The organism is Chromohalobacter sp., assembly GCF_039830575.1.
Lineage (GTDB): Bacteria > Pseudomonadota > Gammaproteobacteria > Pseudomonadales > Halomonadaceae > Chromohalobacter > Chromohalobacter israelensis.
On the sequence record NZ_JBDOOX010000012.1, the window covers coordinates 131,796 to 144,227 of the forward strand.

A 12,432-nucleotide genomic window follows, 5' to 3' on the forward strand; every position below is an offset into this window, starting at 1 on the left:
TGCGTCGTGGATGTCGCTGCAAGCGCGAACCGAAAGAGGAAGTCGCCTTATGCTTTCCAGTCGTCCTTACTTGGCACGCGCTCTCTACGAGTGGTTGCTGGACAACGAGCAGACGCCGTACATCGTCGTCGATGCCGAGCAAGACGGTGTGAGCGTGCCCCGTCAATATGTGCAGAACGGTCAGATCGTGCTCAACATCGCGCCTTCGGCGGTTCGCGATCTGTATATCGAAAACGCGGCAGTCACGTTCGGAGCGCGTTTTTCCGGCCAGCCGATGCAGGTCATCGTGCCGATGGAAGCCTTGATCGCGCTTTACGCGCGTGAAAACGGCGTGGGCATGGTCTTTGGCCACGAGCCGGTCATGCCGGAAGCGGAAAACGAGTCGACCGGGGAAGAGGCGCAAGAGCAGGAGGGCTCGCGCCCCACGCTGGAAAGCGTGGAAGCACCGTCGGAAGAAGACGCCGATAGCGGTGATCAGGATGACGAGGCCCCGCGTACCAAGGGGCGCCCGTCATTGCGTGTGGTGAAGTAACTCCCCCTGGTACGCGATCGGAGGGGGCGATCAGTCGAGGTATTCGAACACCTTGACGATGCGCTGAACCCCTCCAATCTGGGAGGCGATATCGACCACGATATCCGCCTCCCGGTGATTGACCATCCCCATCAGGTAGACCGTGCTGTTCTCGGTAATCACCCGGATCCGGCTGCCGTCGATGCGTTCGTCGGTGGCCAGGTTCGCCTTGATGCGTCCGGTGAGCCAGGTGTCCGTCATGCGCTGACCGATCGGCGTATTGGCGGCGACCTCCAGTTCATTGTGCACGCGACGAACCTGCCTGACCTGTTCCGCGACATTGCCTGCCTTTTGCTTGAGTTCGTCGCTGGCGACCTGACCGGTCAAGAGCACCATGCCGTTGTAACTGTCGATGTTGAGATGCGCATCGCGGAAGCGCGCGTCGGTACGCACGAGGTTGTCGGAGATCTTGCTCTGGATGTTCTCGTCTTCGACCTGCATGCCGGCGGTGCGCTTGCCGTAATTCTCGCCGCCTTGTCCGTCGGAGGCGGGCGAGGCGCAGCCGGCCAGGGCGAGTGCGAGGCTGACGAAAAGGGTCAGAATGAGCGGTCGTGTCATGACGGTATCCTTACTCTGTGCTGCCGAAGAGTTGTTGGTCGATCAAGTCGCACAGGCAGTGTATCGCGAGCAGATGCACTTCCTGGATGCGTGCCGTGGAAGTCGAGGGAACGCGAATTTCGCAGTCGTCCTGGCCGAGCAGCGAGGCCATGTCGCCACCGTCGCGCCCGGTGAGCGCCACGATGTGCATGTCGCGATCGTGTGCGGCCTGGATGGCCTGCACCACGTTCGCGGAGTTGCCGCTCGTGGAGATGGCCAGCAGGATATCGCCGGGTTGGCCCAGGGCGCGTATCTGCTTGGAGAATATCTCGTTGTAGCTGTAGTCGTTGGCGATCGAAGTGAGAGTCGAGGTGTCGGTGGTCAGGGCCAGGGCCGGCAGGCTCGGACGCTCGCGCTCGAACCGGTTGAGCAACTCGGATGAGAAGTGCTGACTGTCACCGGCACTGCCGCCGTTGCCACAGGCGAGAATCTTGCCTTCGCTGACCAGGCACTGAACCATCATCTGGCTCGCGACTTCGATGAAGGGAGGCAGAACCTCGCTGGCATAGGTCTTGGCATCGATGCTGGCGTTGAAGTGGCCGAGTATGCGTGATTGGAAATCCATGAGTAGGCCTTGCTTGGGTCAAAAGGCGTCGAATGCCGAACGAATCCACTCGAACGACAGATGGGGTGGCGTGCCGGTGACGCCGACGACGTCGAAACGACACGCACATGATAGCCCGTTGCGATGGAGATAAAAACGTGCCGCGCCGATCAGGCGGCGCTGCTTGGCGGCGGTGACCGTCTCGAAGGGGTGTCCATGTCGAGCATCGCGACGATGCCGGACCTCGATGAAGACGAGGGTGTCCCCGTCACGCATGATCAGGTCGATTTCGCCGCGACGTGCATGCTGATTGGCGTCCACCAGGCGCAGCCCGTGTGACGCCAGCCAGTCCGCGGCACGGCGCTCCATTTCGAGGCCGCGCCGGCGTGAGTCATTGTTCGAGTTGGACATTGCCGATCTCGAGACCGGAGCCGGTGTTCAGCAGGGGGGCCGGTATGCCCGACTGGAACTGCGCCCACGGCAGGGTGCGCTGGATGCGACCGTCGTCTCGGGCCTGCAGGGTCCCCGTGGCGCCGAACACTTCCAGCGAATGCAATGCCTGCATCAGCGGCAGTCGACGTGCCAGTTCATAGGCATCGACACCCATGGCGTTGAGTTTCAACAGGCTGGGGTCGTCCCGGGCGTCGAGTTCGCGATAGGCGGCATAGAAGGGCAAGGCTTCCTCGCCGCCCACGGAGGCATCCGGAATCAGCCAGGGAATGTCCACGAACATGACGCCGTTGAGGTCATGGTCGGCACGAGGTTGCGGGCGGCCGCCGTAGACCTGGGACGTGGCATAGACGGAGAGATCGCCTGCATAGTAGTACTTCAGCATGGGGGGCACCTGACGTGCATAGCTGGGGAGTGCCAGCAGGAACAGCATGTCGATGTCGTCGCCCCCGGAGTCGAGCAAGCGCTTGGTGGCGTCGCTGACGGAGCCCTTGGGTGCGTAGTGCACGACGGCGTCGAGCTCGCCTTGCTGCGCTTCCCAGTCCTCACGGAACGCTCTGAGGACACGAGCGCCCCATTCGTTGTCGGGCACCAGCGCGGCGGCATCGCGATGTCCGTCCATGTAGGCGCGCTCGGCGATCTGACGGGCTTCATCCTCGGCGGAGAGCCCGTACTGGAACAGCTTGTCGGCACGGTTGCGCGGGTGCTCCCCGTAGTTGAGCGCCAGCGTCGGCAGGGCGACCTCGTCGCGCTGCTCGAGCTGCGAGACCAGGTCCTTGTCGAGTGGTCCGAGCACGACCTGTGCGCCGTCCATGGTCGCCTGGGCATAGAGTGACTCCAGGTCGTTCTCGCTGCTGTCGTAATAGGTCAGCTGTGGCGTCTGTTCGCCCTGGTTCAGGGCCGCCATGTGGCGTGCCTGAATGCCGGTCTTGAGCGCCTTGGCGACATTGGCCAATGGGCCTGACTGGGGCAGGAATATCGCGATGCGCTTGACTTCGCGGCCGCGCAGTTCACGCAGTGCCGACAAGTTGCTGGGCAGACGGCGCGCGGCGGGATGGTCGGCGTAACGGGCACGCCAGTCCTGCAGCGACTCGCTCAGTCTGGACACGTTGCCGCCGCTTTGACGGTAGAGTCGCGCGAGGTCGACCCAGCCTTCGGTGAGCGGATCGGCAGACGTGTCCATGTCATCCAGCACGCGCTCGCTGAGGCGCGACAGCGGCTTCCAGATGTCGTCGTTGAGATCGAAGGGAGCGTCATCGCGCTGGAGAGCGATCAGTGTTTCCGCGGCGGCGCGCGAATCGCCCACGAGTGTCAGGGCCAGCCCCTTGCGGTGGCGCAGGGTCTGCTGCGCGTCGCGGGGAATATCGTCGACGTCGTCGAGAATGCGCGTGGCGGCCAGCGCGCCGCGACCGTCTTCCTTGCGCAGGGCGAGCTCCGAGACCAGCAGTGCCCAGTCGATGAGGGCGCCACGGTTCAGCTGAGAGGTGTCGATGTCGCGTGCCACGTCGAGCGCCTGCTCGTCGTTGCCCTGGCGTGATAGGATGGCGGCCGCTTGCAGCCGGCTCTGGGCCGCCTGCGTGCCGGACTGTTGCTGCGCCTGGCGAAGCAGCTCACTGGCACCGGGCCCTTGCGAGGGGCGTTGCGTCTCGCTGGTGCCCGGTCCTCCGGCGCAGCCGGCAAGGACTGAGGCGATCAGGGCGAGCCCCAACAGGCTGCGCAATGATATGAGCATGGTGTCATTCCTTTATTGGCGGTACAGCTCGGACGGTTCCCTTTTCCGGACGTTGTCTGACGCAGGCGGCGTCTGGCGGGCGCTCGCGACATGACACGACGCATGCTTTCCAATGAGGCGTCGCAACCGGGATATTAACGAATGAGCGAAGGATGTGAAGGGGCATTGTACGTGGTCGCCACGCCGATTGGGAATCTCGAGGACCTGAGTCCCCGGGCGGCCCGCGTGCTGGGGGAGGTGGACTGGATCGCCGCGGAGGATACCCGGCATAGTGCGCGTCTGCTGCGCCCGTTGGGGATCGACAAGCCGCTGGTCTCGCTGCACGAGCATAACGAGCAGGCGCGCGTGGAAACGCTGCGTCAAGCGCTGGATGCGGGGCAGCGCGTGGCCTTGATCAGCGATGCCGGGACCCCGCTGGTCTCCGATCCGGGGTTCGTGGTCGTGCGCGAACTGCGGGCCAGCGGCCATCGGGTGATTCCGGTGCCCGGGCCCTGCGCCTTGGTCGCGGCGCTGTCGGCGGCGGGGTTGCCCACGGATCGCTTTCTCTTCGAGGGATTCTTGCCGGCGAAGGGCGGGCCTCGTCGCCAGCGCCTGACGGCCAACCTCGAGCGCCAGGAAACCGTGGTCTACTACGAGTCGCCTCATCGCATCCAGGCGACCCTGCATGACCTCGCCGCGCTGTTCGGCATGCGTCGTATCGTCCTGGCGCGTGAGCTGACCAAGACGTTCGAAACGTTTCTGGATGCGGATGCCGCCACGCTGCTGGCCCGCATGGAGGCGGATCCGGACCAGGCGCGTGGCGAATTCGTGATCATGGTGGCGGGGGCCGAGGCGCGGGGCGACGAGGCCGGGCTCCTGGCCGAAGGCGAGGCATGGCTCGCGGCGATGCTGGCCGAGGGGATGGGCGTCAAGTCGGCGGCGGCGGTCGTCACTGCCCGCCTGGGAGGCCGCAAGAAGCAGTGGTACCAATGCGCGCAAGCCCTCAAGGACCGTGACGCTTGAATGCCGTCGCGCTCGGCGTGCATGGGCGCTTGAGGCCCTCTCGAGGGGCTGTTATTCTTGCGCGCTTGGGAGCCGGCCGGACAGTCGCCGCCGTGCCATGCACGGGGGAGGAAAGTCCGGGCTCCATAGGGCAGGGTGCCAGGTAATGCCTGGGCGGCGCGAGCCGACGGAAAGTGCAGCAGAGAGTAGACCGCCTAAGCGGGCGTCAGCCCGCCGGTAAGGGTGAAAGGGTGCGGTAAGAGCGCACCGCGCGCCTGGTAACAGTGCGTGGCAAGGTAAACCCCACCCGGAGCAAGACCAAATAGGAACCCAAAGGCGTGGCCCGCGCTGGGTTCGGGTAGGTTGCTTGAGGGTCACGGTGACGCGGCCCCTAGAGGAATGGCTGTCCTCGACAGAACCCGGCTTACAGGCTGGCTCCCATTCGATTTTCAGATCTCCGGGTCTGTGCGCGTCATGCCGCGACGACTGCCTTCGGGCGGCCCGATACAGCGGCGGCAGGCCCCAACGCCCGAGTGATTCATGCAGCACCGTGACAATCCCGAGAAGGCCCCGCTTTCCGATGCGCCGACCGTGGTCGAGGATCGGGCCGCCGACTACCGACATGCGAGCGTTCTGCTCGATGGTGCGGTGGAGGCGCTGATGACCGACCCCGATGGCTGCTATCTGGATGGCACCTTCGGTCGCGGTGGGCATTCCCGCGCCATTCTGCAACGCCTTTCTCCTCAGGGGCGGTTGCTGGCCATCGACCGCGACCCCGCCGCCCTGGCCGAGGGCGCCACCTGGGACGATTCCCGCTTTACGCTTCGACACGGCCGGTTCGCCGAGCTGGACGACATTGCCCGCGACGCTGCGTTGCACGGGCGGTTGAGCGGCGTGCTGCTGGATGTCGGCGTGTCGTCGCCACAGCTTGACGATGCCTCGCGGGGGTTCAGTTTCCTGCGCGATGGCCCGCTCGACATGCGCATGGACCCGACTCAGGGGGAGAGTGCGGCCGACTGGCTGGCGCGCGTCTCCGAGCGTGACATGAGCGATGTCTTCAAGCGCTACGGAGAAGAGCGCTTCGCGCGGCGTATCGCCAAGGCGATCGTCGCACGGCGTGGCGAGCGGCCCATCACTCACACGGCGGACCTCGCCGAGCTCGTCAAGGCTGCGCACCCGGCATGGGAAAAGGGCAAGCACCCCGCGACACGCGTCTTTCAGGCCATTCGAATCCATGTCAACGGCGAGCTCGATCAGCTCGAGGCGGCGCTCGCCGCCGCGCTGGAGTCCCTGGCGCCGGGCGGACGTCTCGTCGTGATCAGCTTCCATTCCCTGGAGGACCGTCTGGTCAAGCGTTTCATTCGCGACAAGGTGCGTGGCGACACGCATCTGCCACGTGACCTGCCGATCCGTGACACCCAGTTGAATCGGCGCCTGGCCATGGTAGGCAAGGCGCGTCGCCCGGATGAAGACGAGATAGCGCTCAATCCACGCGCACGCAGTGCCGTGATGCGCGTGGCACAGAAACTCGGCTGAGGCCCACTATGGCGGCTCAAGGACGACATACCGCACCCCGCTTTCGATGGCCGTTCGCCAAACGGCTGCGCTGGAGTCATATCGTGCTGGCGGGGCTGGTCGCCGTATTGTTGATCACGGCCCTGGCCTCCGTGGCGAGCACTCACCTGACGCGCGTTCAGTACGCCCGCTTCCAGCAACTGGAAAGTGAACGGGATCGCTTGCAAACCGCATGGGGGCGTCTGCTGCTGGAAGAAAGCACCTGGTCGGCGCCGGCGCGTGTCGAGGAGGTGGCGACCGAACGCCTGGAAATGCGCGTTCCCGATGTCAATGACGTCGAGGTGATTCGCCGATGAGCCGCGAACGCTCCACCACCTCGTCGCGTCGTGCCCCCAACACGGGACCTGCGGGGCGCGGACGTTACCTGTTCCTGCTGGCACTCATCATCCTGGCCCTGGGCGCGCTGGTGGGGCGTATTACTTACCTCAACGTGATCGACCGCGATTTCCTGCAGAATCAGGGGGATTCGCGCACCTTGCGTGTGGAGCCCATCAATGCCCACCGGGGCATGATCACCGACCGTAACGGCGATCCCTTGGCCATCTCGACGCCCGTGGTCACGCTGTGGGCGAATCCCCAGGAGCTTCCCGACGATCCGATTCGCCTCGCCACCTTGGCGCGTTCCTTGAACATGAATCCCGATGCCCTCGAGTCGCGTCTCGAGCGGTATGCCAACCATGAGTTCATGTATCTGCGCCGGCGCTTGACGCCGGAGGCAGCGCAGCCGGCACTCGCGCTCGACATGCCGGGCGTCTATGCCAAGGACGAGTACAAGCGTTACTACCCGTCGGGAGAGGTGGCTGCCCAACTGGTGGGCGTGACCGACATCGACGATCAGGGGCAGGAGGGGCTCGAGCTGGCCTACAACGACTACCTCTCCGGGCAGCCCGGAAAGCGTCGTGTGCTCAAGGACCGCAAGGGACGACTCGTGCGCGATCTGCACCTGCTTCAGGACGCCAAGCCCGGTGGGGACCTGACGCTGTCGATCGATCTGCGCCTGCAGTACATGGCCTATCGCGAGCTGAAGAAATCGGTCGATGAGCATGATGCCGACGGCGGCTCGCTGGTGATGATGGATGCGCGCAACGGCGAGGTGCTGGCCATGGCCAACCTGCCTTCCTACAACCCCAACAATCGCACATCCATCGATGTCAAAGGCCTGCGCAACCAGGCGATCACCGACGCCATCGAGCCGGGGTCGGTGATGAAGCCGCTGGCGATGTCGGCTGCGCTGGCCACGGACGAGATCGATCCCGATACGGTCATCGATACCTCGCCGGGCTGGATGGTGATCGACGGATACACCATCAGCGACTTTCGCAACTACGGAAAGCTCACCCCGGGGGGAATCCTGCTTCACTCCTCGAATATCGGGATGTCGCACATCGCGCTGAAGCTGGAAAAGGACACCATCTGGAACCAGTACCGGGCACTGGGACTGGGGCAAGCCCCGGAAACCGGATTCCCCGGCGAGGGCAGCGGTAGCCTGCCATCGCTATACGGTCTGTCGCAAAGCGCTCGGGCGGCCATGGCCTATGGCTACGGCATTTCGTTGACGCCCTTGCAGCTCGCCAGTGCATACACGGCGATCGCCAACGACGGCCGGCGCCTGCACGCATCGCTGCTGAAGCGTCCGTCCGCGCCGCTCGGCGATCAAGTCATGTCGCCGAACATCGCGCACGAGCTGCTGGGCATGCTGGAGCAGATCGTCCAGCCCAATGCGGGGGGCGCACGCGCGATGGTGGATGGCTATCGGATCGCGGGCAAGACCGGTACGGTGCGCAAGGTCACGGCCGGGGGCTACCAGCAGAAAGCCTATCGCAGTTTGTTCGCCGGCATTGCGCCGGTCTCCGATCCGCGCATCGTCACGGTCGTGATGATCGACAATCCCAAGGGAGACGAGTATTACGGAGGCTTGGTGGCGGCGCCGGTCTTTGGCCGCGTGGTGGGCAAGGCGCTGCGGCTTCTCGACGTGCCGCCGGATAAACAGGAGACTTCCGAGTGATGGAAACCGATACTCAGCGTCTGGTGGACGTCCTGGCCTGGCTATGGCCCGCGCAGGCCACGTCAGCGCGACTCGACGAATGGCGCCCGCAGCGGGAGCGTTGTGCGGTGACGCTGGACAGCCGCGAGGCGGGGCCCGGCGTGCTTTTCGTGGCGGTGCCGGGCGTGCATGCCGACGGACGGGACTTCGTGGCCCAGGCGCTGGAAGCCGGCGTGGAGGCCGTGCTTTGCGAGGCGGAGGCATTGCCCACGTCCGTGCCGGAGCAGGAGGCGCGCGTTCTGGCCGTGCCGGGGTTGCGCGGTCAGCTCGGTGAGCTGGGGCGTCACGTGTTCGCGGTGCCTGCGTCGCTCGAACTGATCGGCGTCACCGGAACCAACGGCAAGAGTTCCGTGACCCACTATCTCGCTGCGCTGTCCGAGGCGCTCGGCACGCCGGCGGCGGTGATCGGCACGCTGGGTGTCGGGCGTCCCCAGCATCTTCGGCCGGCCCGGTTGACCACCCCGGGGCCGCTGGCGCTGCAGTCGGCGCTGGGCGAGCTGAGCGCCGAGGGCGTCGGTCGCGTGGCCATGGAGGTATCGTCGCATGCGCTCGAGCAGGGGCGGGTGGCGGGGTGCCGTTTCCACGCGGCGGTATATACCAATCTCAGCCGGGACCACCTCGATTATCATGGCAGCATGGCGGCCTACGCGGCGGCCAAGGCGCGTCTGTTCCAGCATCGCGAGCTTGCCCTGGCGGTGGTCAACGGGGACGACCGGCTGTCGCCACTCATGCTGGCGGGGCTGGCAAAGGGCGTACGGGTGCTCGCCACCGGCACGCAGGAGGCCACGACCCTGCGCGTCATCGACTGGTTCCCCCATGCCCAGGGCCAGCGTGCCCTGATTGCGACGCCGGAAGGCGAGATCGAGCTCGACCTGTCATTGCTGGGGCGTTTCAATCTCGACAATGTTCTGCTGGCGATGGCGACGCTTTACGGCATGGGCGCCGAGCTGAATGCCTTGTTCTCGGCCGCCGCCCGTCTCGCGCCGGTGCCGGGGCGCATGCAGCGCTTGGTGGCGGAGAACGCTCCCACAGTCGTCGTGGACTATGCACATACGCCGGACGCCCTGCGCAATGCACTGGAGGCCTTGTGTGCACACCTGCCCAGCAGCGACGGTGCCAAGCTTTGGTGCGTGTTCGGTTGCGGCGGTGACCGGGACCGCGGCAAGCGCCCCTTGATGGCGCAGGCTGCGGAGGCGCTGGCCGACCGCCTGGTGATCAGCGACGACAATCCGCGTGGCGAGCCCGCTGCAGCGATTCGCGACGAGATCGCCGCGGGGCTCTCGACCGACGGCCGAGCGCGGGCGGAGTGCATGGGCGGCCGACGAGAGGCCATCGAGTGGACGCTGGACGCCGCCGGCGAGCACGACATCGTTCTGATTGCCGGCAAGGGGCACGAGACCTACCAGGAAATCGCCGGGGAACGTCATCCGTTCAGCGATATCGATATCGCCCGCGAGGCGCTCGACCGGCGTGGGGCGCGACAGGCATGAACACCACGAGCGTGCAGACCATCGCGACCTGGCTGGGGGCGCCACCGCCCGATGTCGACGCCCCCGTGACCGGTGTAACGACCGATACACGGCATGTTTCGCCGGGCGACGTGTTCGTCGCCCTGGTCGGTGAGCGTTTCGACGGGCACGAGTTTCTCGAGCAGGCGCGGGCCAGCGGGGCAGTGGCAGCGGTGGTATCGCGTCGCGTGGCATCTCCGCTGGCCCAGATCGAAGTCGCGGATACGCGTCTGGCGCTGGGAATACTGGCGCGTGCCGCACGGCGTGCCTGGTCGGGAGAGCTGGTTGCAGTGACCGGCAACAGCGGCAAGACGACGGTCAAGGAGATGCTGGCCGCGATCCTGTCGCGTGTCCATCCCACGCTGGCCACGCGTGGCAACCTCAACAACGATATTGGTGCCCCGCAGACACTGCTCGCCCTGTCGTCGGCGCATCGTCGCGCGGTCATCGAACTGGGCGCCAATCACCTGGGCGAGATCGCCTGGACCACATCGCTGGCGATTCCCGACGTGGCCGTGATCACCAACGTCACTGGCGCGCATGTCGGCGAGTTCGGCGGGATCGGTCGCATCGCCCAGGCCAAGGCGGAAATCCTCCTCGGGCTCTCGGCATCGGGGACGGCGGTGCTCAACCGCGATGATCGTTTCTACCCCATGTGGCGTGAATTGGCCGGCGACGCCGAGGTGCTCGACTTTGGCCTCGATCCGGCTGCCCGAGTGCGCGCCGAGGCGCTGGCCTGCGACGACGACGGGCGTTATGCTTTCACGCTATTCGTCGACGGCGTGTCGCTGGGGCGTGTTCGCCTGGCATTGCTGGGCCGCTACAACGTACGCAACGCGCTGGCCAGTGCCGCCGCTGCCTGGGCGCTGCGCGTGCCGGCCGAGGACATCGTCGCCGGCCTGGAGGCCTGCCGGACGATGCCGGGGCGCATGATGAACGTGCCGGGCATTCGCGGTACGCGCCTGCTGGACGATACCTACAATGCCAATCCCGGCGCGGTGCGAGCCGCGTTGGCCGTGCTCGCGGAGATGCCGGCGCCACGCTGGTGTTTTCTCGGCGCCCTGGGCGAGCTGGGCGCCGAGAGCGAACGGCTGCACGCGGACCTTGGACGCGTCGCGCGGGAACTGAAGATCGACTTTCTCGGCACCTTCGGCGCCGATGCTCGCCCGGCCGTGGCGGCATTCGGTGATCGCGGGTGTCATTTCGATGATTGGGCGGCGCTGGTGCGCTATGCCCACGACCATCTTCCCCCCGGGGCCAGTGTCCTGGTCAAGGGATCGCGCAGTGCCGGCATGGAACGCTTGATTGCCGACCTGCGCACGGATGCACCAAGGTGAACGCGACTCATGCTGCTTTTCCTGGCTGACTTATTGGCGCACTTTCAGAGCGCCTTCAACGTTTTCAACTACCTGACACTGCGCGTGATCCTGGGGACGCTGACCGCGCTGATGCTTTGCCTGTGGCTGGGGCCGCAGGTGATACGCCGTCTGGTCGAACGCCAGATCGGTCAGGCAGTGCGCGACGACGGCCCGCAGTCGCACCTCTCCAAGGCCGGCACGCCGACCATGGGCGGTGCGATGATCCTCATCGCCATCGCCGTGAGTACCCTGTTGTGGGGTGACTTGACCAACCATTACGTCTGGCTCGTCCTGGCGGTGACGCTGGGCTTCGGTGCGATCGGCTGGGTCGACGATTACCGCAAGGTGGTGGAGAAGAACCCACGCGGCCTGCCGGCACGCTGGAAGTATTTCTGGCAGTCGGCCATCGGGCTGGGCGCGGCGGTCACCTTGTATCTCACGGCGGCCAGCCCCGTCGAGGTCAGCCTGATCGTGCCCCTGTTCAAGGACGTCGTGGTACCGCTGGGGCTGTTCTACATCGTCTTGACCTATTTCGTCATCGTGGGCAGCTCCAATGCGGTCAACCTGACCGACGGGCTCGACGGCCTGGCGATCATGCCGACCGTGCTCGTCGCCATGGGGCTGGCGATCTTCGCCTATGCGAGCGGTAACACCGTCTTCGCGCAGTACCTGCACATCCCCCTGGTGCCCGGGGCCGGCGAGCTTGCCGTGTTCTGCGGTACCATCGCCGGCGCGGGACTCGGCTTCCTGTGGTTCAACACCTACCCGGCGCAGGTCTTCATGGGCGATGTCGGGGCGTTGGCCCTGGGCGCCGCGCTCGGGGTGGTGGCCGTCATCGTGCGTCAGGAGATCGTGCTCTTCATCATGGGCGGGGTGTTCGTGATGGAAACCGTCTCGGTCATGCTGCAGGTGGGTTCCTACAAGCTGACGGGGCGACGTATCTTCCGCATGGCGCCCCTGCATCATCACTTCGAGCTCAAGGGGTGGCCGGAGCCTCGGGTGATCGTACGTTTCTGGATCATCACGGTGGTACTGGTCCTGTTGGGTCTCGCCACGTTGAAGATTCGCTGAC

General features: G+C 65.6%; 12 protein-coding genes and 1 other RNA gene. 9 read left to right on the forward strand and 4 right to left on the reverse strand.

Annotated elements, in window-relative coordinates; genetic code table 11:
* The first annotated feature begins 49 nt into the window (after positions 1-49).
* A complete protein-coding gene (locus ABGX75_RS10445) occupies positions 50-532 on the forward strand; it encodes a ClpXP protease specificity-enhancing factor (RefSeq protein ID WP_035412053.1) in 483 nt (160 codons plus the stop codon).
* A 30-nt stretch (positions 533-562) separates the two neighbouring features.
* On the opposite strand, the gene ABGX75_RS10450 is transcribed toward ABGX75_RS10445, so the two are convergent.
* The 4 genes from ABGX75_RS10450 to ABGX75_RS10465 are packed head-to-tail and all read right to left on the reverse strand — an operon-like array spanning position 563 to position 3,894.
* Positions 563-1,129 carry a BON domain-containing protein gene (locus tag ABGX75_RS10450; protein WP_011507500.1) on the reverse strand — a complete coding sequence of 189 codons (567 nt, stop codon included), beginning with the start codon at positions 1,127-1,129 and terminating at the stop codon, positions 563-565.
* Between the two features lie 10 nt (positions 1,130-1,139).
* On the reverse strand, positions 1,140-1,733 hold the full coding sequence (locus ABGX75_RS10455) for a phosphoheptose isomerase (RefSeq protein ID WP_011507499.1): 594 nt from the start codon (positions 1,731-1,733) through the stop codon (positions 1,140-1,142).
* 18 nt (positions 1,734-1,751) lie between these two features.
* Positions 1,752-2,123 (reverse strand): YraN family protein, encoded by a 372-nt coding sequence (locus ABGX75_RS10460; protein WP_011507498.1) that lies wholly within the window; start codon positions 2,121-2,123, stop codon positions 1,752-1,754.
* Positions 2,104-3,894 (reverse strand): penicillin-binding protein activator, encoded by a 1,791-nt coding sequence (locus tag ABGX75_RS10465; RefSeq protein WP_347411325.1) that lies wholly within the window; start codon positions 3,892-3,894, stop codon positions 2,104-2,106. The genes ABGX75_RS10460 and ABGX75_RS10465 overlap by 20 nt, the downstream gene beginning before the upstream one ends.
* A 141-nt stretch (positions 3,895-4,035) precedes the next feature.
* Between ABGX75_RS10465 and rsmI the strand changes: the two genes are divergently transcribed.
* From rsmI to mraY, 8 genes are all read left to right on the forward strand, one after another.
* On the forward strand, positions 4,036-4,896 hold the full coding sequence (gene rsmI / locus ABGX75_RS10470; RefSeq protein ID WP_347411326.1) for a 16S rRNA (cytidine(1402)-2'-O)-methyltransferase: 861 nt from the start codon (positions 4,036-4,038) through the stop codon (positions 4,894-4,896).
* Between the two features lie 68 nt (positions 4,897-4,964).
* An RNA gene (rnpB, locus tag ABGX75_RS10475) (RNase P RNA component class A) lies at positions 4,965-5,318 on the forward strand.
* A gap of 97 nt (positions 5,319-5,415) precedes the next feature.
* Complete coding sequence (rsmH, locus tag ABGX75_RS10480; protein ID WP_052046630.1) at positions 5,416-6,411, forward strand: 16S rRNA (cytosine(1402)-N(4))-methyltransferase RsmH; 996 nt, start codon at positions 5,416-5,418, stop codon at positions 6,409-6,411.
* An 8-nt stretch (positions 6,412-6,419) separates the two neighbouring features.
* Positions 6,420-6,746 (forward strand): cell division protein FtsL, encoded by a 327-nt coding sequence (gene ftsL, locus ABGX75_RS10485; RefSeq protein ID WP_011507494.1) that lies wholly within the window; start codon positions 6,420-6,422, stop codon positions 6,744-6,746.
* Positions 6,743-8,455, forward strand: coding sequence for a penicillin-binding protein 2 (locus ABGX75_RS10490; RefSeq protein ID WP_011507493.1), 1,713 nt, complete (start codon positions 6,743-6,745; stop codon positions 8,453-8,455). The genes ftsL and ABGX75_RS10490 overlap by 4 nt, the downstream gene beginning before the upstream one ends.
* A complete protein-coding gene (locus ABGX75_RS10495) occupies positions 8,455-9,984 on the forward strand; it encodes a UDP-N-acetylmuramoyl-L-alanyl-D-glutamate--2,6-diaminopimelate ligase (RefSeq protein ID WP_347411327.1) in 1,530 nt (509 codons plus the stop codon). The genes ABGX75_RS10490 and ABGX75_RS10495 overlap by 1 nt, the downstream gene beginning before the upstream one ends.
* Positions 9,981-11,339 (forward strand): UDP-N-acetylmuramoyl-tripeptide--D-alanyl-D-alanine ligase, encoded by a 1,359-nt coding sequence (murF, locus tag ABGX75_RS10500; RefSeq protein ID WP_035412065.1) that lies wholly within the window; start codon positions 9,981-9,983, stop codon positions 11,337-11,339. Before ABGX75_RS10495 ends, murF begins: the two co-directional genes overlap by 4 nt.
* Before the next feature lie 9 nt (positions 11,340-11,348).
* Positions 11,349-12,431 carry a phospho-N-acetylmuramoyl-pentapeptide-transferase gene (gene mraY / locus ABGX75_RS10505; RefSeq protein ID WP_011507490.1) on the forward strand — a complete coding sequence of 361 codons (1,083 nt, stop codon included), beginning with the start codon at positions 11,349-11,351 and terminating at the stop codon, positions 12,429-12,431.
* Position 12,432 lies beyond the last annotated feature (1 nt).

What these genes read in the sequence shown, in the direction of transcription:
- ABGX75_RS10445 (WP_035412053.1), top strand. Translation starts at nt 50, where the DNA reads ATGCTTTCCAGTCGTCCTTACTTGGCACGCGCTCTCTACGAGTGGTTG.
- ABGX75_RS10450 (WP_011507500.1), bottom strand. Translation starts at nt 1,129, where the DNA reads ATGACACGACCGCTCATTCTGACCCTTTTCGTCAGCCTCGCACTCGCC.
- ABGX75_RS10455 (WP_011507499.1), bottom strand. Translation starts at nt 1,733, where the DNA reads ATGGATTTCCAATCACGCATACTCGGCCACTTCAACGCCAGCATCGAT.
- ABGX75_RS10460 (WP_011507498.1), bottom strand. Translation starts at nt 2,123, where the DNA reads ATGTCCAACTCGAACAATGACTCACGCCGGCGCGGCCTCGAAATGGAG.
- ABGX75_RS10465 (WP_347411325.1), bottom strand. Translation starts at nt 3,894, where the DNA reads ATGCTCATATCATTGCGCAGCCTGTTGGGGCTCGCCCTGATCGCCTCA.
- rsmI (WP_347411326.1), top strand. Translation starts at nt 4,036, where the DNA reads ATGAGCGAAGGATGTGAAGGGGCATTGTACGTGGTCGCCACGCCGATT.
- rsmH (WP_052046630.1), top strand. Translation starts at nt 5,416, where the DNA reads ATGCAGCACCGTGACAATCCCGAGAAGGCCCCGCTTTCCGATGCGCCG.
- ftsL (WP_011507494.1), top strand. Translation starts at nt 6,420, where the DNA reads ATGGCGGCTCAAGGACGACATACCGCACCCCGCTTTCGATGGCCGTTC.
- ABGX75_RS10490 (WP_011507493.1), top strand. Translation starts at nt 6,743, where the DNA reads ATGAGCCGCGAACGCTCCACCACCTCGTCGCGTCGTGCCCCCAACACG.
- ABGX75_RS10495 (WP_347411327.1), top strand. Translation starts at nt 8,455, where the DNA reads ATGGAAACCGATACTCAGCGTCTGGTGGACGTCCTGGCCTGGCTATGG.
- murF (WP_035412065.1), top strand. Translation starts at nt 9,981, where the DNA reads ATGAACACCACGAGCGTGCAGACCATCGCGACCTGGCTGGGGGCGCCA.
- mraY (WP_011507490.1), top strand. Translation starts at nt 11,349, where the DNA reads ATGCTGCTTTTCCTGGCTGACTTATTGGCGCACTTTCAGAGCGCCTTC.